The sequence below is a fragment of the Ruegeria sp. CE12 genome (assembly GCF_056537525.1).
This window is the reverse complement of record NZ_JBQFRS010000003.1, coordinates 467,868-485,730: the sequence shown is the minus strand read 5'-3', so window position 1 is coordinate 485,730 and position 17,863 is coordinate 467,868. Positions and strand designations below refer to the sequence as shown.

General features: G+C 56.3%; 16 protein-coding genes and 1 tRNA gene. 7 read left to right on the top strand and 10 right to left on the bottom strand.

What is annotated here, in order from left to right; all coding sequences use genetic code 11:
- Nucleotides 1–127: 127 nt before the first annotated feature.
- The 6 genes from ACR0IO_RS11150 to ACR0IO_RS11125 form a co-directional block, all read right to left on the bottom strand.
- Nucleotides 128–1,531 (bottom strand): NAD(P)/FAD-dependent oxidoreductase, encoded by a 1,404-nt coding sequence (locus tag ACR0IO_RS11150; protein ID WP_480741635.1) that lies wholly within the window; start codon nucleotides 1,529–1,531, stop codon nucleotides 128–130.
- 37 nt (nucleotides 1,532–1,568) lie between these two features.
- Nucleotides 1,569–1,955 (bottom strand): nuclear transport factor 2 family protein, encoded by a 387-nt coding sequence (locus ACR0IO_RS11145; RefSeq protein ID WP_155142170.1) that lies wholly within the window; start codon nucleotides 1,953–1,955, stop codon nucleotides 1,569–1,571.
- Between the two features lie 26 nt (nucleotides 1,956–1,981).
- Nucleotides 1,982–2,476: a universal stress protein gene (locus ACR0IO_RS11140; protein ID WP_480741633.1), complete on the bottom strand. Its 495-nt coding sequence runs from the start codon at nucleotides 2,474–2,476 to the stop codon at nucleotides 1,982–1,984.
- Nucleotides 2,477–2,494: 18 nt separating this feature from the next.
- The gene (locus ACR0IO_RS11135; protein ID WP_155142166.1) at nucleotides 2,495–3,835 is read right to left on the bottom strand and encodes a TRAP transporter large permease; all 1,341 of its coding nucleotides are present in this window, start codon (nucleotides 3,833–3,835) and stop codon (nucleotides 2,495–2,497) included.
- Between the two features lie 17 nt (nucleotides 3,836–3,852).
- Nucleotides 3,853–4,389 carry a TRAP transporter small permease gene (locus tag ACR0IO_RS11130; protein WP_155142165.1) on the bottom strand — a complete coding sequence of 179 codons (537 nt, stop codon included), beginning with the start codon at nucleotides 4,387–4,389 and terminating at the stop codon, nucleotides 3,853–3,855.
- Nucleotides 4,390–4,456: 67 nt separating this feature from the next.
- The gene (locus tag ACR0IO_RS11125) at nucleotides 4,457–5,473 is read right to left on the bottom strand and encodes a TRAP transporter substrate-binding protein (protein ID WP_155142163.1); all 1,017 of its coding nucleotides are present in this window, start codon (nucleotides 5,471–5,473) and stop codon (nucleotides 4,457–4,459) included.
- A 159-nt stretch (nucleotides 5,474–5,632) separates the two neighbouring features.
- Here ACR0IO_RS11125 and ACR0IO_RS11120 point away from each other — a divergent pair, with 159 nt between their 5' ends.
- Nucleotides 5,633–6,595, top strand: a complete 963-nt coding sequence (locus tag ACR0IO_RS11120; RefSeq protein WP_480741631.1) for a LysR family transcriptional regulator — start codon at nucleotides 5,633–5,635, stop codon at nucleotides 6,593–6,595.
- A gap of 67 nt (nucleotides 6,596–6,662) precedes the next feature.
- On the opposite strand, the gene ACR0IO_RS11115 is transcribed toward ACR0IO_RS11120, so the two are convergent.
- Nucleotides 6,663–6,752: transfer RNA gene (locus ACR0IO_RS11115), tRNA-Ser, on the bottom strand.
- 368 nt (nucleotides 6,753–7,120) lie between these two features.
- On the opposite strand from ACR0IO_RS11115, the gene ACR0IO_RS11110 reads away from it, so the two are divergent.
- Nucleotides 7,121–8,059 carry a FecR family protein gene (locus ACR0IO_RS11110; RefSeq protein WP_480741628.1) on the top strand — a complete coding sequence of 313 codons (939 nt, stop codon included), beginning with the start codon at nucleotides 7,121–7,123 and terminating at the stop codon, nucleotides 8,057–8,059.
- A 47-nt stretch (nucleotides 8,060–8,106) separates the two neighbouring features.
- Nucleotides 8,107–10,341, top strand: a complete 2,235-nt coding sequence (locus ACR0IO_RS11105; RefSeq protein ID WP_480741626.1) for a CHASE2 domain-containing protein — start codon at nucleotides 8,107–8,109, stop codon at nucleotides 10,339–10,341.
- Nucleotides 10,342–10,579: 238 nt separating this feature from the next.
- Here the strand turns inward: ACR0IO_RS11105 and hemC are convergent, their stop codons facing one another.
- The gene (gene hemC / locus ACR0IO_RS11100; RefSeq protein ID WP_480741624.1) at nucleotides 10,580–11,536 is read right to left on the bottom strand and encodes a hydroxymethylbilane synthase; all 957 of its coding nucleotides are present in this window, start codon (nucleotides 11,534–11,536) and stop codon (nucleotides 10,580–10,582) included.
- 107 nt (nucleotides 11,537–11,643) lie between these two features.
- Here hemC and hemE point away from each other — a divergent pair, with 107 nt between their 5' ends.
- Complete coding sequence (gene hemE, locus ACR0IO_RS11095; protein WP_480741622.1) at nucleotides 11,644–12,678, top strand: uroporphyrinogen decarboxylase; 1,035 nt, start codon at nucleotides 11,644–11,646, stop codon at nucleotides 12,676–12,678.
- Between the two features lie 33 nt (nucleotides 12,679–12,711).
- On the opposite strand, the gene ACR0IO_RS11090 is transcribed toward hemE, so the two are convergent.
- Nucleotides 12,712–13,815: a CaiB/BaiF CoA transferase family protein gene (locus ACR0IO_RS11090; RefSeq protein WP_480741620.1), complete on the bottom strand. Its 1,104-nt coding sequence runs from the start codon at nucleotides 13,813–13,815 to the stop codon at nucleotides 12,712–12,714.
- A gap of 140 nt (nucleotides 13,816–13,955) precedes the next feature.
- On the opposite strand from ACR0IO_RS11090, the gene ACR0IO_RS11085 reads away from it, so the two are divergent.
- Nucleotides 13,956–14,816 (top strand): crotonase/enoyl-CoA hydratase family protein, encoded by an 861-nt coding sequence (locus ACR0IO_RS11085; protein WP_480741618.1) that lies wholly within the window; start codon nucleotides 13,956–13,958, stop codon nucleotides 14,814–14,816.
- 63 nt (nucleotides 14,817–14,879) lie between these two features.
- A complete protein-coding gene (locus ACR0IO_RS11080; RefSeq protein ID WP_480741615.1) occupies nucleotides 14,880–16,169 on the top strand; it encodes a TAXI family TRAP transporter solute-binding subunit in 1,290 nt (429 codons plus the stop codon).
- Here the strand turns inward: ACR0IO_RS11080 and ACR0IO_RS11075 are convergent.
- Nucleotides 16,153–17,133 (bottom strand): DMT family transporter, encoded by a 981-nt coding sequence (locus tag ACR0IO_RS11075; RefSeq protein ID WP_155142147.1) that lies wholly within the window; start codon nucleotides 17,131–17,133, stop codon nucleotides 16,153–16,155. The two genes, ACR0IO_RS11080 and ACR0IO_RS11075, sit on opposite strands and share 17 nt — an antisense overlap.
- A gap of 154 nt (nucleotides 17,134–17,287) precedes the next feature.
- On the opposite strand from ACR0IO_RS11075, the gene ACR0IO_RS11070 reads away from it, so the two are divergent.
- Nucleotides 17,288–17,812 (top strand): SRPBCC family protein, encoded by a 525-nt coding sequence (locus ACR0IO_RS11070; protein ID WP_480741614.1) that lies wholly within the window; start codon nucleotides 17,288–17,290, stop codon nucleotides 17,810–17,812.
- Nucleotides 17,813–17,863 lie beyond the last annotated feature (51 nt).

Here is a 17,863-nt window from a genome sequence, read left to right as displayed (position 1 = left end):
GCATCATCGCAGAACCAATAATACCAAACGCATGCTCAATACCATGCATCTGCAATACCTTAACAAAGGCCTCTTCTGTCGTCATCTTCATGTGTTCGTTCCTTATGAGTGAGTGTCGGTGTGGTTCTTAGACCACTTCATCCTTGAGGTAATACCAAACGTAGGCAAAGCGCTGACCCAACCGGCGGAAGGGTGTCAACAGGCCGTGGCTGGGTAGCGGGGATGTGAAAATAGGCAGATTGAACACCTCATCCTTCACACCCGCGATTTGCTGCGCCATACGGCGCCCGGCTTGTGCCGAGTACATAACACCATTGCCGCCATAGCCCATCGCGTAAAAGACGCGCTCATCCGGATTGGGCTGGAAAATACGCGGCATCATGTCGTGGCTGACATCAACCCAGCCCCACCAGGAGTAGTCCAGATTGATGTCTTCCAGAGCTGGAAACTTGCGCGCCAGACCTTTCTTGAGAAGCTCAAGATGCTTGTCGTTTTCGGCGTCCCGACCGGTTACGGCCGATCGGCTGCCAATCTGCATCCGGTTGTCGGGAAGCAGACGATAGTAGTGCCGCAATGTCCGTGTATCGGTCAGCGGGGATTTCGTCTGAATACCGCATTCGTCCAGTTCGGACTGAGTCAGAGGGCGCGTCACCAGCGAATTGGACAGGATCGGCATCAGTCTGTGCTTGGTCTTGTTGCTCAGCCCCGGAGGCGTGTAGCCAGCTGTCGCCAACGCAACTGTCTTTGCCTTCACGATACCGCCCGGCGTGCGCAGATGGTGCACACCGTTTTTGGTTTCCCATCCCATGACCGGGCTGCCGGTATGGATTTTGACGCCCAGACGGCGGGCCATGTTGACATAGCCAAACGCCAGCTTTCCAGCGTGGATGCAGGTGCCATCCGGCTCCCACATCGCGCCATGAGCCTCCATGTCGCGGACATGTTCGGCGTGCAGCTCGTCGCGTCCAATGATGCGAGAAGCGTAGCCGAACGTCTCGTTGAGCAGGGCGCTTTCTTTTTCGAGCCCCGGCATGACCTTGGCGCGATGTGCGATGTAGTAATGTCCGCCCGGCTGCGGATCGCAGTGGATGTCATCGCTGGCGATCAGATCGTTGAACAACTCGAATGCTTCGGAAACTTCGCGATGCATTCCTTTTGCTGTCTCGACGCCCCAGCGCTGGATCCATTGAGACCGCTTCAGACGCCCGGATGAGATCTGGGCCTGCCCGCCATTGCGGGTCGAGCAGCCCCAAGCCACGGTATTTGCCTCCAGAACGACGGCCTGAATTCCGTGCTCTTTGGCAAGGTGAATGGCGGTGGACAGGCCAGTATAGCCCGAGCCGATGACGACAACATCCGCCTCCATATCGCCCGATACAGGGCCATCATCCGCAGGCGGTTCGCCTGCGGTTCCAATCCAGTATGTTGGCGCGTGGTCGCGGTTATGACCTGGACCGGCATCAGTGATGGGGTCGTATTTCGGATCATAACTGGTCTTCGGCCAGTGACGCGGGATGCTGTTGTCCACCATTCTTGTTTTTCTCCGGGGCTGCGCGCAGGGCGGCGGATCAGGCTTTGAACATCGGGCGCGTTTTGCGAAGCGCCTGCTTTACAATGATTTTTCCGTCACGAACGGTGAACAGATCGGCGCCTTCGGCCTCGATCCGCATTCCGTTGGCATCGGTGCCTGAGAAGGTCCATTCCGATACCGCACGGTCACCGTGAACGAAGTGGCTGTGGTGATCCCAGTGTGCGTCCTTCATTCCGGCCCATACACCAGAGAACGCAGCAGCGATGGCTTCTGCACCTTCAACCTTGTTGCCGTATTTTTCATCACCGGCAACGGTGTAGAACACGCAGTCATCTGCAAAATGGGTCATCACACCGTCAATATCGTGACGGTTGAACGCGTCGAACGTGTCGGCCAGGTCCTGCGCGGTCAGGGTTTTGCTCATGGTATATTTCCTTTTGAGTGGGTTGGTTACGTCTCGTCCGGATGTGGGACGATCAGCGTTGGAATCTTGGACCGTCGCAAAACGCGTTTGGCGACGGTGCCGAGAAATGTGTGAGAGAAGCCGTGATCATGTGCGCCCAGCACGACAAGGTCACAGCCCAGTTCGACCGAGCGGCGCAGGATGACTTCGGCCGGATGTCCATCGGTGACCTCGATCGAGGTCACCTGTTTACGGATCTTGGCATCTTCGCCTTCGAACTGTGCCCAGAACTTGGCTTGTCGCTCGGCCAGCACCTTGCGCACCATCTCATGACGGCGCGTAGCTGCGGTTTTGCGGGTCTCTTCATTCAGGATGAATATTTCCATCGTGATCTTGGCGTCATCCGACAGGGGTTCGTTGACGTGAAGGACATGGATCTCGGCTCCGGTTGCCTGCGCAATGCTGGCTGCATGTCGCAGTGCGTGACCCGAGTTTTCTGACAAGTCAGTGGCAAACAGAATGTTGGTTACCATTTGTTTCATGTCGTCATCCTTTCCGGGTTAGTAGCCAAGCAGCCGTGGAAGCCACAGTGACAGTTCTGGGAAGAAGGCGATGATGAAGATCGCGATCGTGTTGGCGGCCGCAAAGGGCAGTGCACGAAGCGAGATCTGTTCGATCGTGATGTTCGAGATACCCGACGCGATGAACAGGTTTTCACCCAGGGGCGGTGTCTGGAAGCCGATACCCAATGTACAGACCATCACCACGCCAAAGTGGATCGGGTCGATACCTACCGAATAGGCCACCGGCAACATCACCGGAACCAGGATCAGGATGGTCGCCAGTGTTTCCATGAACATGCCAACGAACAGCAAGAAGAAGATGATCAGCGCCCAGATGACATAGAGGTTGTCAGTGAAGCTGAGCATCGAGTCTGCGATGATCGCCGGGATCTGATTTTCCACCAGCAGACGCCCGAAGACCGTTGCAGTGAACAGGATCAGCAGAACGCGACCGGTCAGCCATGTGGTCGCTTCAAGCGACTGGAACAGAGATTGCCAGGTCAGTTCGCGGTAAATCACGACGCCGATGAACAGCGTATAGAAGATTGCGACAATGGCGGCCTCGGTCGGAGTGAAGAAGCCGGTGTAGATACCGCCCAAGATCACCAACGGCGCCATCAGCGACCAGAACCCGCGGTACATTTCACAGCCCACGTGGCGGATCGACCAGCCTTCGGCAACACCTTTGTAGCCGCGTTTTTTGGACATGAAGTAGTTCAGGATCAGCAAGCTGGTGGCGATCAGGAAGGCCGGAACGAAACCCGCGATGAACAGCTTCGAGATCGAAACCGACTGGAAGGTGCCGAATTTCTCGACTGCTTCAACAGGCGGCGCCATACCGAGCGCGGCAATGCCGAAGATCACCATCGGGATGGAGGGAGGAATAATGATCCCGAGGCCGCCGGAAGAAGCGGTAATGGCAGAGGCATAGCCGCGCTCATAGCCGCGGTCGATCATCGCCGGGATCATCAGCATCCCGACGGCCGCGGTTGTTGCCGGGCCCGAGCCCGAAATGGCGCCGAAGAACAGACAGGCCATGACCGTCGCCGCCGAGATACCACCGGTGAATGGGCCGGCCAGACTTTCAGCGACGTTGATCAGGCGTTTTGAGATACCGGCGGCCTCCATAAGGGCCCCGGCCAGAATGAACGCAGGAAGCGCCATCAACGGGAAAGCACCCACCGAGGTAAAGGCGATCTGCACGAATTTGATTGGGTTATCGCCCAGGTACAGGAACGAGAACAGCGATGCCACGCCCAGAGCAACCGTGATCGGTGCGCCGATGAGTAGCAGTAGAAGAAACGATCCAAACAGGATTGTGACGATTTCGGATTCCATGGTTTTTCCTCCCTGCCTCAGTCGTGCTTGGCTGCTTCGGTGGCAGCTTTGATTTCGTCGAGGTCGATTTGATCAGGATCATGGATGTCTTCACCCTTGATCAGGCGGCGATAGTTCACCTGAATGATGCGGACGGTCATCAGCGCAAAGGCGATGGGCAGCACCATGTATATGTACTTCATCTCAACGCCCAAGGTCTGGGACTTCCAGAACTTGTTCATCTTGTTGAAGACGAAGTCCGTCGCCAGATACAGGAAGTAGACATTGAAGAAGAGCCAGAAGAGATCGGCAAAGGCTTCGATATACTTGATCCAACCGTCAGGCAGGAATTTGAACTGGAAAGTCACCCGGTTGTGAGCGCCCTTCAAGGCAGCGTAGCTGGCGCCGAAATAGACGAACCAGACGAACATGTAGACTGAGAGTTCCTCAATCCAGCTGACCGAAAAGCCGAAGACTTCGCGCGCGACGATCTGCACGAACAGCAGACAGACGAAACCGGACAGCAGTATCCGGCAGATGACGCTTTCTATATTGTCCAGAAATTTCCAGAACATGTGATTTCACTCCTCCCTGAAATGAGAAGAGCGCCGTGGCGCTCTTCCCTGTCTCGCTCTGCGGCGATTATTGCTGGACCGGGTCGCGGCCGATGGCTTCGAGAACTGCGTTCAGTTTCTCAACACCACCGATCGACTCGTAGAACTGAGGCCATACGGCAGTGGTTGCCAGTTCGATGAACTCGGCTTCGTCATTTTCGGGATCGACGATTTCCATGCCCTTGGCGACCAGCTCTTCTTTGATCGCTGCTTCCGAATCGCGCAGGAACTGAGCCGATTTCAGGGTCGCTTCCTGACCTGCTTCCAGAATGATCTGCTGGTCTTCTTCGCTCAGGCTCTGGAATACAGCCTCAGAGATGATCAGAGGTTCGATCGAGAAGATGTAGCGCAGGTTGGTGACGTGGTCCTGTACTTCGTAGAACTTCATCGCGTTGATGGTCATGTACGGGTTGTCCTGACCGTCAACAACTTTGGTCTGCAGACCGGTGAAGGTTTCCGACCAGGCCATCGGAGTAGGGTTGATGCCCCATGACTTGTAGGTCTCGATCATGATTTCGTTCTTGGGAACGCGGATGACCAGATCCTGCAGGTCAGCAACGGATGTGACCGGCTTTTTCGAGTTGGTCAGGCGACGGAACCCGGTGTAGGTCCAGGCAATGATGCGAACGCCTGCGTCACGCAGCGTGTTTTCGGTCAGCTCCTGGCCGATCGGACCCTGTGTCAGGGTTTCGGCATCTTCCAGCGACAGGATCACGTAAGGCAGCGTGAAGACGCCAACCGAAGGCGAGAACGGCGTGACGTTGTTGATCGCCAGCAGCGACATGTCCAGCGTACCAATGGCCGCTTCGTTCACAGTGTCCTGTTCCGAACCCAGCTGACCGTTCAGGAACAGCGTGGCGGTGTGGGCGCCGCCCGACTTTTCTTCCAGTGCTTCGACAAAGAACTTGCCGGTTGCTTCCTGCGGGCTGCCCGCACTGTCGCCGACCGCGATCTTGAAGTTCTTCGCGTCAGCTGCGCCAGCAACCATCAGCGCTGCCATGGATACTGCAGCGGTGAATGTGCCAAGCTTATTGATGAATGACATGGATGTCCTCCCATATGTCTGGTTTTCGAGGTGCGCGCTGGCCTGGGGAGAGATTAAACCAGTCCGATTCTGCCTCGGCGGCATGAAACTAACTTGTGTCGAGTGTTTCTTGGTTGTTAAACTTTGCGCGATAGGTTTCACAGATAGCGAACTTTGAGAATGAAGCACAAATCGCTTGCGACACGGATCGGAGATACCGACATTCGGTTGTTGCGGATTTTCAAGACAGTTGTGGAAAGCGGTGGATTGTCAGCTGCTGAAATCGAGCTGAACATCGGCAAATCCACGATCTCGAAACACATCTCGGACCTGGAATTGCGGCTTGATCTGAAGTTGTGCAATCGCGGGCCTTCGGGGTTCTCACTGACCGAAGATGGTGGAAAGGTACTGCGCGCGGCTGAGGACCTACTGATATCCGTTTCTCACTTCAGGACCGAAGTTAACGAAATCAAACAACAAATGGCGGGAACGATACGCGTTGCACTGTTTGATCAATGCGCCTCAAACCCGGAATCCCATCTGGCGCGGGCCATCCATAAGTTCAACGAAGCGGCCCCAGCCGTGCAAATCGAACTGTCGCTGGAGCCGCCCAACGTCATCGAAACCATGGTCATCAGCGGGCATCTGGATGTCGGGATTATCGCACTGCACCGACCATCCGCCAGTCTTCAGTACGCGCCGCTCTATGGTGAGAACATGTTCCTGTATTGCGGTAAGGAACATCCTCTGTTTGATGTTTCGGATGCTGAATTTGGAAAGGGCGACCTGCGCCGGTTCAACTATGCTGGCCTGAGCGTGAATTCGCCCAACCTGATTGTTGGTCAGCAGTTAGGCTTTCGCCGGGCGGCTAAAGTACAGAGCGAACAAGCGCTGGCCATACTGATACTATCCGGCCGGTACCTGGGCTTTCTGCCAGATCACCTAGCGCAGGAATTCGTCGATGGCGGTGTCATGAAGAGAGTGCTGCCAGACGAAATTCGGTATCGGACCCGATTTGCAGCGGCGACTCGCAAGCAACCAGCACCCACGCGCGTGTCCAAGCTGTTTCTCGACGTCTTGATGCAGGAGCATTCAGTCAATCGAGAAGGCGAGGTAAAACGGGTTTCAACCGCAAAGCGGTAAAGTGGCAACCCATTCGCGCCACACCAGCCCCTAAGCGGGATAAAACAAGTCAGAATAAAAAGATTGATGGCGGAGACGAAGGGATTCGAACCCTCGAGACGGTTTCCCGCCTACTCCCTTAGCAGGGGAGCGCCTTCGACCACTCGGCCACGTCTCCGCTGGCCGGTATATCCTCGCCTGTCACCAAGATACAAGGCGATTTTCGAAGCGGCCGGGATTTTTCTGAAAACACGTGTGCCGGTCAAAGCAGGCCATTGAATTGAAAGGTTTCCTCGTAGTGCGCCTGAGCATGCAGAACTGTACGCTAGAACCTCAGCATTCCTGTTGATGACTGAGTGAATCGGATGCGCCTTCAACCAGATAAATATGCGGCTTTGAATAGAATTCTTGTATATTGTATGCGTTTTAATGCATATTTGTTCAAAATTAGATTTCAAATGATCAAGTAAATATACGAATTGAGGACAAGACCGGGCAGAAGGTGCATCGCGCCTGAAAGGAACCTGTTGTGAAGGGGGCTCGGGATTGATCTGGTTAAGAGTTTTGCCTGTGTTATGTGTTGTCTTGTTGCTGCCGACGCAGGTTTTTTCTTCTATTGGCAAGGTTCTCAGCATCAAGCCTGGCGCGGAAATTACACGCGCAGGCGAGACCATCCGCATACGCGAGGGTATGGAAGTTGCTTCGGGTGATACCATTGCAACTGACAGCAAAGGGGTCGTTCAGCTCATTTTTGTGGACGAAACCAAGATTGCGATCGGCCCGAATGCGCATATGGTTCTCGATGTCACGATGTTGCGCGGAAAGAACAAGGCCAAGAGCTTTGCAGTTCAGGCCCTAGGTGGCAGTTTCCGTTTCATTTCAGGCAAAAGCAGAAAGCGTGCCTATTCAATCAGGACGCCCACAGCAACGATGGCGGTGCGTGGCACAATCTTTGATATGTGGATCGATTCGGATCGCCAGAGCGCCATGCTTGTTCTGGAAGGTACTGTGAGAATGTGCAGCCTGCGGGGTGGGTGCCGCTCGACCGGTCGCCAGTGCAGTCTCTTTGCGACCAGCCAGAGGGGAAATATCGGCCGACCGATAGATCGGGCGGAATACGACAAGGCGCTTCAACAGGGATTCCCGTTCATTCAATCCCAAGAAAGACTGCTGCGTCCATTTCAGGTGGCGGCCGAAGGGTGCTCGGGTGACAGGGCGCCTCAGCAGGTATCTGTGCAAACCGAGCATTCCGAACAGCAGCCAAGCCCGCCTCAACGAGAAGCAGAGAGGGTTGCGCCCGCCGCAGCGACTGCTGCGGCACCATCAAGCTCCGAACCTCCGGCACAAGCGCAACCTGATGACATGTCAGATCCGCACTTATCCGACCCGGAACCAGCCGGTCAGTCGGACCCGGGCGCGAATTCGGATTCTGGCCAAGGCTCGGGTGACGGGTCCGGGGACCAGAGCGACGGAAGCCAGGGCTAGCGCAAGTACCGTACTCATTCCCTGCAACCAGATGACTGGAGATCCATTTGGCTGGCAGAAGAAAGGAGAAAAATAGCCGTCGGCTGGCATTTGCACTAGTCGGTCTGGGGTTGATCCTGCTTGGATGTTTTATTCGGGTCGTCGATCCATATCCGGTCCGAATGTCGCGCCTGATTTACTTTGACGTACTGCAGAGGTTGTCGCCAAGGGAGTACAATCCGGATCTTCCGGTCCGGGTTTTAGATATTGACGAGGAATCTCTGGCCGAGTGGGGACAGTGGCCCTGGCCCCGAACATTTATGGCTGAAATGGTTGCGCGGTTGGGTGACTATGGTGCTGCTGCCATCGCTTTTGACATGCTGTTTGTCGAACCTGACCGGTACTCTCCCTCACGCTTGGTGAATGATCCTGCCTTATCGGGTTTGCTGAACCTCGGGGAAGACGCAGCTCAGCTCGACAATGATGAACTGTTTGGTGCTGAAATAGCCAACTGGCCCGTCATTTTGGGGGTTGCTGCACGGTCAGCTCAGGCAAACCGAGAAATTGTACCCAAGGCAGGGATCATCGAAATTGGCGAAATGCCCGCATCAGGCTTGGTTGCGGTGCCGCATTGGACCCCGCCCGCACCACCTTTGGGCCGCGATGCGGCCGGTATCGGTGGAGTAAATGTTTCACCATTGGGTGGTACCGGCGTAGTGCGGCGAGTTCCGGCCTTGTGGGGCAGTCCGGATGGTGTGTTGCCAAGCCTCTGGGCCGAAGCCCTGAGGGTGGCCATGGGTGAAGCCATCATTATTGCAGAGGGCGCACCTGACGAAGCCGGGATCATGCTGGCCGTCGAGATTGGCGGTTTCCGATTGCCAACAACGGAAAACGGAGAGGTTTGGGTCAGATACAGACGCGACGTACCGGATTTGTATCTTTCGGCAAACGATGTGATGCAACGGTCCGATGATCCTGCGCTGCGAGCAGAGATCGAAGGCCGAATAATTCTGGTTGGTACCTCTGCCGCGGGATTGTTCGATATGCGCCAAACCGCGCTGGGGCAATCTGTACCCGGCGTTTCCATACATGCCCAGATCATCGAACAGGTTCTGACTGAAGAGATGCTGAGCAGGTCCGATGTCACTGCAGCGCTCGAGCTTTTGGCGTTCATCATCCTGGGGCTGGTGGTCATTCTGGTCATGTCCAGATTTGGTGCGGTTGCTTCTTTCCTGGCAGGTGGGTTTTCAGCCGCAATCGTGTTGGGAATTAGCTGGATGGCCTTTCGGAACCAGCTGGTTCTTTTTGATGTGACTTTTCCATTGCTGGGCGGGATGGCGAATTTCGGTTTGTTGGCAGGCTATTTGTTCATTTCGACCGAACGCGAGAAACGTATTATCCGCCGAATATTCTCGCATTATGTTGCGCCGGAAATTTTGGACGAGATGGATGCGCACGGCCATCAGCTGGAGCTGGGCGGCACGACGCAGGAAATAACGGTGATGTTTTCGGATATCCGGGGATTTACCACGCTGGCGGAATCAACGTCAGCAACCGATTTGGTGACGGTGTTGAATGACCTGTTTTCTGAACTGGGCGATCAGATTCTGACCGAGCGCGGAACGATCGATAAGTTTATCGGTGACGCGGTGATGGCGTTCTGGAATGCGCCCTTGCAGGTCGAGGGTCATCCCCTGAGGGCTGCGCAGGCCGCGTTGCTGATGCGGCGGGCCTTGGTCAAATTCAATAAATCAGACGTGATGCGGGGCCGACCGCCAATCGCGCTGGCCACCGGATTGGCGACGGGTCAGGCCTGTGTGGGGAATATCGGCTCTCGACGGCGTTTCAATTACACTGTGATCGGGGATGTCGTGAATGTCGCCGCTCGGGTCGAACAGAATTGTCGCCACGTTGACTATGATATCCTCATCTCAAGCGCGGTGTTTCATGCTGCCGGTCAGGATTTGGCGATGCTTGAGGCAGGTTTTGTTGACCTCAAGGGAAAAAGTAAACCAGAACCAGTGTTTGTCTTGATAGGCGATCAAGAACTGGCACAAAGTCCGGTGTTTTCCGAATTGGCGAGCGCACACCAGAATCTGGTTGTCGCAATCAGGGATCGTCAGCCTCAGGTTTTCATCGAAGAACTTTGCAGCGAATGCCGCGATCTGGCTGAAGGTGTTGAGCCCGGCCTTGCAGGTTTTTACAGAAAGCTGCCGGGGCGGGTTGCTGATTTCCGGACGGATGTTCCGTCAGAGCATGTAATGTTCAGCCACGCGCGACATCTGAAAAAGGTTTTGCGTTAAGGCGTGAAGGTCTGAACAGGACGGCTAAATGAAACGAGCCGCTGCTTCTAATATAAGCAGCGGCTCGCCTAGATCGGATGGGAGTTCAGCCTCGCCCCCTCGAATACCATCTAAAACAAAACAACCTAAACTTTTCGATATATTCGAGACTGTCTCTGTTTCCGATCTGATGAAACCTTAATGCACCATTGCGAGACGCACGACAGTGAAGCAGTTCACATTAAATAAATTTTTTTATTTAACGCCAGTCAAAAAAACCTTCACCGGCTTGCTGCAACAGATTCTGAGCCATCTCGCGAGCCATTTCCGGACCATCCTCAATTGCGCTGATCTGGTCTGCGGCAATGGCGTCCGCACCGTTGGGCCGCAGCACTTCGCCACGTAGACGCAGGCGTCCGTTCTCAATCTCTGCCAGACCGGCAATTGGTGTTTCGCAGGATCCGTCCAGAGTGGCGAGCAAGGCGCGCTCTGCCGCCAGTCGTTGCGCTGTTTCCGTGTGATGAATCGCTTCGAGCATTTCCGCCGCGCGGCGATCTGTGCTGCGCCTTTCAATCCCGATGGCGCCCTGTGCAATTGCAGGCAGCATGTCATCGGGCGATATTGCTGTTGCGGGAACCTCGTCCATCTGCAGGCGGCGTATGCCCGCCATGGCCAGAAACGTGCACTCTGCAACGCCGTCGGCCAGCTTTTTCAGCCGTGTCTGCACGTTGCCCCGAAATTCAACAACCTGCAGGTCAGGTCTGCGGTGCAACAACTGAGCCCGACGGCGAAGGGATGAGGTGCCCACGACGGCTCCTTCGGGCAAATCCTGAATCGCGTTCAGTTTGGGAGAGATAAACGCATCACGAACGTCTTCGCGCGGCAGGAACGTGTCCAGAACCAACCCCTCGGGTTGTTCAACCGGCATGTCCTTGGTCGAATGTACAGCGATATCGATATCGCTGCTCAGCATTGCCTCTTCGATTTCCTTGGTGAACAGCCCCTTGTTCCCGATCTCTTTCAGCGGGCGGTCCGCATCGATCATGGCGCGATTGTCGCCGGTTGTCTTGATCACCACGATCTCAAACGCGTCCTGCGGCAGATCAAAGGCATCTGACAGACGTTGCCGGGTTTCATAGGCTTGTGCCAAAGCCAGAGGGGATCCTCGTGTACCAATCCTCAAGGGCGATGCGGGTGTGGGCAGGTTCAGTGTCATGCGCTCAGCTTTAGTCGCGTCACATTGCCCTGACAATGGGGGCAGCGCTTGACAAATTGCCGCCGAAGGCTGACCCGTTGCGCCAAACCGGACGATTGGGGACGAACATGGCCGAGACAAAGAAACTGCTGCGTGCATTGGCGGGTGAGGTGCAGGATGTACCTCCGATCTGGATGATGCGTCAGGCCGGGCGGTATCTTCCGGAATATCGTGCAACCCGCGCGCAGGCGGGGGATTTTCTTTCGCTCTGCTATAATCCCGAGCTGGCCGCTGAAGTTACTCTGCAGCCTATTCGTCGCTATGGGTTTGATGCGGCGATCCTCTTCGCGGACATTCTGCTGGTGCCACAGGCGCTGGGCGCGGATTTGTGGTTTGTCACGGGTGAAGGCCCGCGCCTGTCCATGATCACGCAGCAATCGGATTTTCACGCCCTGAAATCGGTGGATGCGATTCACGAAACCCTGTCCCCTGTTTACGAGACAGTGCGCATTCTGTCCCGGGAACTGCCGTCTGAGACAACGTTGATCGGATTTGCCGGTGCGCCCTGGACGGTTGCGACCTACATGATCGCCGGCCGCGGAACCCCAGATCAGGGGCCGGCACATGCGTTGCGCGAAGAAAACACGGCATTGTTCGAAGCATTGCTGGATCGCATCACTGCAGCGACGATTGAATACCTGTCGATGCAGATCGAAGCCGGTGCCGAAGTGGTCAAGATTTTCGACAGCTGGGCCGGATCGCTGAAGGGTGACGATTTCCGCAAATATGCTGTTGAACCGTGCCGGACCATCACGCAGGCTATCAAGGCACGTCATCCCGGTATCCCGGTGATCGGATTCCCGCGTGAGGCCGGTGATGGCTATGTCGGCTTCGCAAAAGCGACAGGGGTTGATTGTGTGGCACTGGACAACTCAGTCTCGCCGGAATGGGGCGCTGCTCATGTTCAGGTCGACGGTTGTGTTCAGGGCAATCTGGCCTCGAAACACATGGTGACGGGCGGACAGGCGCTGATTGATGAGACCCGGCATATTGTCGAGGCTTTTTCCAAGGGACCGCACATTTTCAACCTTGGGCACGGCATCACTCCGGACGCAGATCCGGAAAATGTTCAACTGATGATCGACACGGTGCGCAGCCGCTGAGCGGCGCGCAACCTGTCCGGTTCATTTGGTTTCTCAGCGGGCCTGAGGTTTTTGCCCGGAACTGAGTTCAGCCAAGATATCTTCGCTGTGTTCACCTCGTGACGGGCTGGGTTTTGCGGTCCAATTGGCCGTGGAAAACCGAGGCGCCGCTGCCGCTTGCAGCGTTCCATCTATTTCCTGCCAAGTATCGCGTGCGGCGTTCATCTGATGATCGTGCGCCTCCATCGGGCTGAGAACCGGGGCGACGCAGGCATCGGTGCCCTGGAACAGATCCGCCCAATGGTTGCGTGGTTGGCTTGCAAAAAGCGTAGCAAGTCGATCGGTCAGCGAGGGCCAGAGTTTGGGGTCATATTGCCGCTGAAACTCTGCGTCGTCGTTCAATCCCATTAACTGCAGAAACTTTGCATAGAACTTCGGCTCAAGGCACTGGACAGTCACGAAGCCGCCATCAGCGCAGCTATAGGCGCGGCTCCAATGTGGTCCATCCAGCAGGCTCTGCCCTCGGGCCTCAGACAGATTGCCGGTCTGGCGCAAGCTCATCAACAGATTCATCATATGGGCTGAGCCGTCGTAAATCGCGGCGTCGACAACCGTTCCCTGACCGGTTTTCTGCGCGTTCAGCAGGCCCGCCAGAATGCCGGTGACAAGATACATGGCGCCTCCGCCAATATCCCCGACCAGCGTCGCTGGAGTTTGAGGCGGCTGGCCGGGTGCAGATGCATACCAGAGCGCCCCGGACATCGCGATATAGTTCAGGTCATGTCCGGAGGTGTCAGATAAAGGGCCGTCCTGCCCCCAACCTGTCATGCGGCCATAGACCAGCTTAGGATTCATGCTGAGACAGACATCAGGTCCAAGGCCCAGTTTTTCCATCACCCCGGGGCGAAAGCCCTCGATCAGCGCATCTGCCGAAGCGATCAGCGCTTTAGCAGTTTCCAGATCACCCGTGTCCTTTAGGTCGAGCGCGATGGACCGTTTGCCGCGATCAAGCAAGGAGCGTTCTGGCATGCCCGGTGTTACAGCGCCGCCTTTGCGGTGGATGGTGATGACATCAGCGCCAAGATCAGCCAGCAACATGGCGGCGAATGGGCCCGGACCCAGCCCCTCGATCTCGACGACGCGAATTCCGTTCAGCATTCAATTTCTCCCTTTGGGCAAAGGTTCCGGCGCAGCGGTGGGAATGCAAGAACAACCGCCTGCGACGTGACGTCGTTCCCGGAATTGCTATGTGCGTGCACGCGCGGGTGGTTTGCTGGGCCTGACCAGAGGAGGATCAGATGTCGGTAGTGTCATACGAAAAGGACGGGCGCATTGCGCGGATCGCGCTCAATCGGCCCGAAGTGATGAATGCGATCAATGACAAGTTGCCGGTTCAACTTGCCGATGCGGTGGCGCGCGCCGACTCCGACCCGGATATCCATGTGATGGTCCTGTCAGGCAATGGCCCGGCCTTTTGTGCCGGATATGACCTGACCTTTTATGCTGAAGGCAACGGCTCGGGTGAGGTAACGCAGCCCATGCCGTGGGATCCGATCAAGGATTACAGCTTTATGTGGCGAAATACGCAGCATTTCATGTCGCTTTGGCGGGCGATGAAGCCGGTGATCTGCAAGGTGCACGGATTTGCCGTAGCAGGGGGGTCTGATATCGCCCTTTGCGCTGATCTGACCATCATGTCCGAGGACGCGCAGATCGGATACATGCCAGCAAGGGTCTGGGGATGTCCGACCACCGCCATGTGGGTTTATCGGTTGGGCGCAGAAAAGGCCAAACGGATGCTATTTACAGGTGACAAGATCACCGGTCGCGAAGCTGCAGATATGGGGCTGGTGCTGAAGGCTGTGCCCGCCGAACAGTTGGATGATGCGGTCGAGGAAATGGCAGCCCGGATGGCGACGGTTCCGATCAATCAGCTAGCGATGCAGAAGATGGTCATCAATCAGGCAATCGAACAGACAGGAATGCAGCAAACCCAGCGGCTCGCCACGATTTTTGACGGTATCACAAGGCACTCGCCGGAAGGGATCAATTTCAAGAAACGGTCCGAGGAGGTCGGCTGGCGGCAGGCTGTGGCCGAGCGGGACGACGGCACATGGGACTGGACCGCGAACGAGGAATTACCGAAACGCAACCGATAGACCGCTTGTCACAACCGCGCCCGGGCCTTAGCGTCACAGGCGGGATGGACGAGCGAGGGGATGATGCGCCTCTGGATTATGATTTGTGTCGCCATGGTGTTGGCGATCCTGACTGCTATTGTGGTGCAACTGCACCCGCCGGGTACCGTGCGACTGGCTTCTGGCCCGGCTGGCGGGGCCTATGTCGAAGAAGCAGAAGATTATGCCGATATTCTGGCGCGGGACGGTATTCAGGTCGAGATTATCAAGACTGCCGGTTCGGTTGAAAATGCGCAGCTTCTGGAAGAGGGGCAGGTTGATGCCGCTTTTCTGCAGGGCGGTATTCAGGTGAACAAAAACAGTGCCGAGGCGCTGGGCGCAATGTTCTATGAGCCTGTTATCTTTCTGGTGCGCAATGACGCTGTGATCCCCGGAAACCCGGCTCTCTGGCGGGGTCTGCGGATCAACAGCGGGGCAGAGGGATCAGGCACTGCAGCCACATTCCGCGAGTTCGAACGCGCGGTCGGATTGACGTTGTCCGACAACACACACCTGTCCATTCCCTACGGGGAGGCCGTGAGTGCCTTATTGAACGGGGAATTGGATATCGCGGTGTATGTCGCGCCGATTGAGGCACCCTATTTGCAGGATGCCTATCACGAGCCGGATCTGCGTGTGCTGGAACTGGATCATGTCCAAGCAATCTCGCGGCGGTTGTCACATGCCACGGTGGTAACAGTGCCAACCGGGGGCATGTCGCTTGAGCCCGTACATCCGCCTAGGCCGGTTGATCTGATCGCGCTTGAGGCGCGGCTGGTTGTGCGCCCTGATTTGCACCCGGCCTTGGTCAATCGTCTGACTATGGCGGCGATCGAGCTTTACCATCAGCAGGGGATCATAACCAACTCGGGTGAGTTTCCGAGTATTGAAGGTACGGGTCTGACGGTGAACAATACGGCCCGTCAGCTGATCCTGGACGGCCCGTCAACCTGGCACAATTGGCTACCTTATTGGGTCGCTGCACAAATCAACCGTGTGCTTCTGCTCTTTCTGCCATTTTTCTTTATTGTCGTTCCGCTGTTTCGGCTTTTGCCATTGGCATACGCCTACATCATGCGCTGGCGTGTCTGGCAGCACTACCCGGAAATCCGACAGATTGAGGAGGAGCTGGGCAATCATCCAAGCCCGGAAGAGCTGCGTGATATGCAAACCCATCTGAACGAACTGGATGAGCGGCTGGCCGGGCTGCGCCTGCCCGCGGCCTATCGGCAGGGACAGTATGATGCCCGCCTGCATCTGGAACTGGTTCAGAAACGGATTTCTGAGATGCAGAGGCTTGCCGAAGGTGGAGAGCCGGTCAGTACCGGCCCTTGACCTCGGCGCGTGCGACCTGACGTGCCTTCTGCTTTTCGCGGAAAAAGACGAACAGACCGGATCCCATGATCAGCAGGATGCCCAGCCACACGATGGGGTCGGGCAGTTCGCCCCAGATCAACCATCCCCATAAGATGGCCATGGGCAGGCCGGTATATTCAAACGGTGCAACTGTGGCCGCGTCTGCCATTCGGTAGGCTTGTGCAAGACAGTAACCGACCACGCCGGAGTTCAGGCCAAGGGCAATCATGTAAACCCAGTCCCCGTCAGCGGGCCATGTCCAGGCGCGAAGCAGAAAGTTCAGGCTTGGGTCGCTGGCCCCGGCGGCAAAGCGGCCATCACCGGCGACCACGAAGAACGCAAGAGACACCAGAATGAACATGCCCTGAATGTAGATGGCCAACGCCGAAGCTTTGGTGGTGGCACCCAGTTTACGCGTCAGGATCTGATTGGCGGCATAGGTCAGGGCCGACAGAACTGGTAGCATCAGAACGATCCTGTTTGCGGTTTCAGCCTCTCCGCCTTCCCACGGGCGTTGCATGATCACCACCCCGGCAAACCCGGCTACAACGGCGGTGATCCGCATGGGGCCAACCTTTTCGCCCAGAAATGGGATCGACAGGACTGTGATGAACAAAGGGGCAGCGAAGAACAATGCCGTGACTTCGGCCAGCGGTGCCGCCGCCAGGGCGACGAAGAACGTCATGTTCGAAACCACAACCATCAGACATCGGACGATATGCAGCCAGGGATGGCGCGTCTTCAACAGGCTGACGCCGCCTTCATATTGCAAAAGCGCAAAGGACAGCAGGATACCGATGGAGGATCGAAGAAAGACCATCTGATGCAGGGGATACCCTGAGGAAAGCTGTTTGATCAGCATGTCGTTGACCGAAATGGCCACCATCCCCGCCACGATGAAGGCGATGCCAGCTGTCGCATTACTCTGAGGAGCGTTGGTCATGGTAATCCTTGTCAGGCATAAATCCTTTGCCTGCTGAAGGGCTACCATATTGTGAGTTCAAGTCTATCGGTGAATTCAATTCGGTTGCCTGATGACATGGTTCAGCGATAGGTCTTGAGTGTTCTGTCACCGGATTAATAGAAGGGGCCTTCAAATGCAGATGAGCGACACCCGAGAAATTCAGGCACCGCCCGCTGATGTCTATGCAGCCCTGTTGGATCCCGAAGTGTTGAAAGCCTGTGTTGCCGGCACGCAGGAAATATCAGGCAATCCTGCGGATGGCTATGAGGCCACGGTCGTGCAGAAGGTTGGGCCGGTGAAGGCGACGTTCAAAGGCACAGTGACCATGTCGGACATGGTCGAAGGAGAGCGCCTGACCATTGTCGGTGAAGGCAAAGGGGGAGCAGCGGGTTTTGCCAAAGGCAGCGCCAATGTGACGCTCAGCCCCAGCGAAAGCGGTGGCACGGTTTTGGCCTATGACGTTGACGCCAAGGTTGGCGGCAAGCTGGCACAGTTGGGCAGCCGCCTGATCGACGGATTTGCCAAGAAGATGGCAGATCAGTTTTTCACCAAGCTGCAGGAGCATTTCGAGGGGCCTGCAGAACCAGCCGAGGGTGAAGAGACCTCTGATGAAGAAGGCAAGAAAGGCTGGTTGGGGCGCTTGACTGGCCGCGACTGACCCCTGCGCACACACGCAGGGCAATGTGCGATTTTGGCCTGTTCTGTCCCG

Excerpts from the sequence above, each read along its gene's own strand:
- ACR0IO_RS11120 (WP_480741631.1), top strand. The coding sequence starts at position 5,633 with ATGAAGCACAAATCGCTTGCGACACGGATCGGAGATACCGACATTCGG.
- ACR0IO_RS11125 (WP_155142163.1), bottom strand. The coding sequence starts at position 5,473 with ATGTCATTCATCAATAAGCTTGGCACATTCACCGCTGCAGTATCCATG.
- ACR0IO_RS11135 (WP_155142166.1), bottom strand. The coding sequence starts at position 3,835 with ATGGAATCCGAAATCGTCACAATCCTGTTTGGATCGTTTCTTCTACTG.
- ACR0IO_RS11145 (WP_155142170.1), bottom strand. The coding sequence starts at position 1,955 with ATGAGCAAAACCCTGACCGCGCAGGACCTGGCCGACACGTTCGACGCG.
- ACR0IO_RS11150 (WP_480741635.1), bottom strand. The coding sequence starts at position 1,531 with ATGGTGGACAACAGCATCCCGCGTCACTGGCCGAAGACCAGTTATGAT.
- ACR0IO_RS11085 (WP_480741618.1), top strand. The coding sequence starts at position 13,956 with ATGTCGGTAGTGTCATACGAAAAGGACGGGCGCATTGCGCGGATCGCG.
- ACR0IO_RS11075 (WP_155142147.1), bottom strand. The coding sequence starts at position 17,133 with ATGACCAACGCTCCTCAGAGTAATGCGACAGCTGGCATCGCCTTCATC.
- ACR0IO_RS11080 (WP_480741615.1), top strand. The coding sequence starts at position 14,880 with ATGCGCCTCTGGATTATGATTTGTGTCGCCATGGTGTTGGCGATCCTG.
- ACR0IO_RS11140 (WP_480741633.1), bottom strand. The coding sequence starts at position 2,476 with ATGAAACAAATGGTAACCAACATTCTGTTTGCCACTGACTTGTCAGAA.
- hemC (WP_480741624.1), bottom strand. The coding sequence starts at position 11,536 with ATGACACTGAACCTGCCCACACCCGCATCGCCCTTGAGGATTGGTACA.
- ACR0IO_RS11070 (WP_480741614.1), top strand. The coding sequence starts at position 17,288 with ATGCAGATGAGCGACACCCGAGAAATTCAGGCACCGCCCGCTGATGTC.
- ACR0IO_RS11130 (WP_155142165.1), bottom strand. The coding sequence starts at position 4,389 with ATGTTCTGGAAATTTCTGGACAATATAGAAAGCGTCATCTGCCGGATA.
- ACR0IO_RS11090 (WP_480741620.1), bottom strand. The coding sequence starts at position 13,815 with ATGCTGAACGGAATTCGCGTCGTCGAGATCGAGGGGCTGGGTCCGGGC.
- hemE (WP_480741622.1), top strand. The coding sequence starts at position 11,644 with ATGGCCGAGACAAAGAAACTGCTGCGTGCATTGGCGGGTGAGGTGCAG.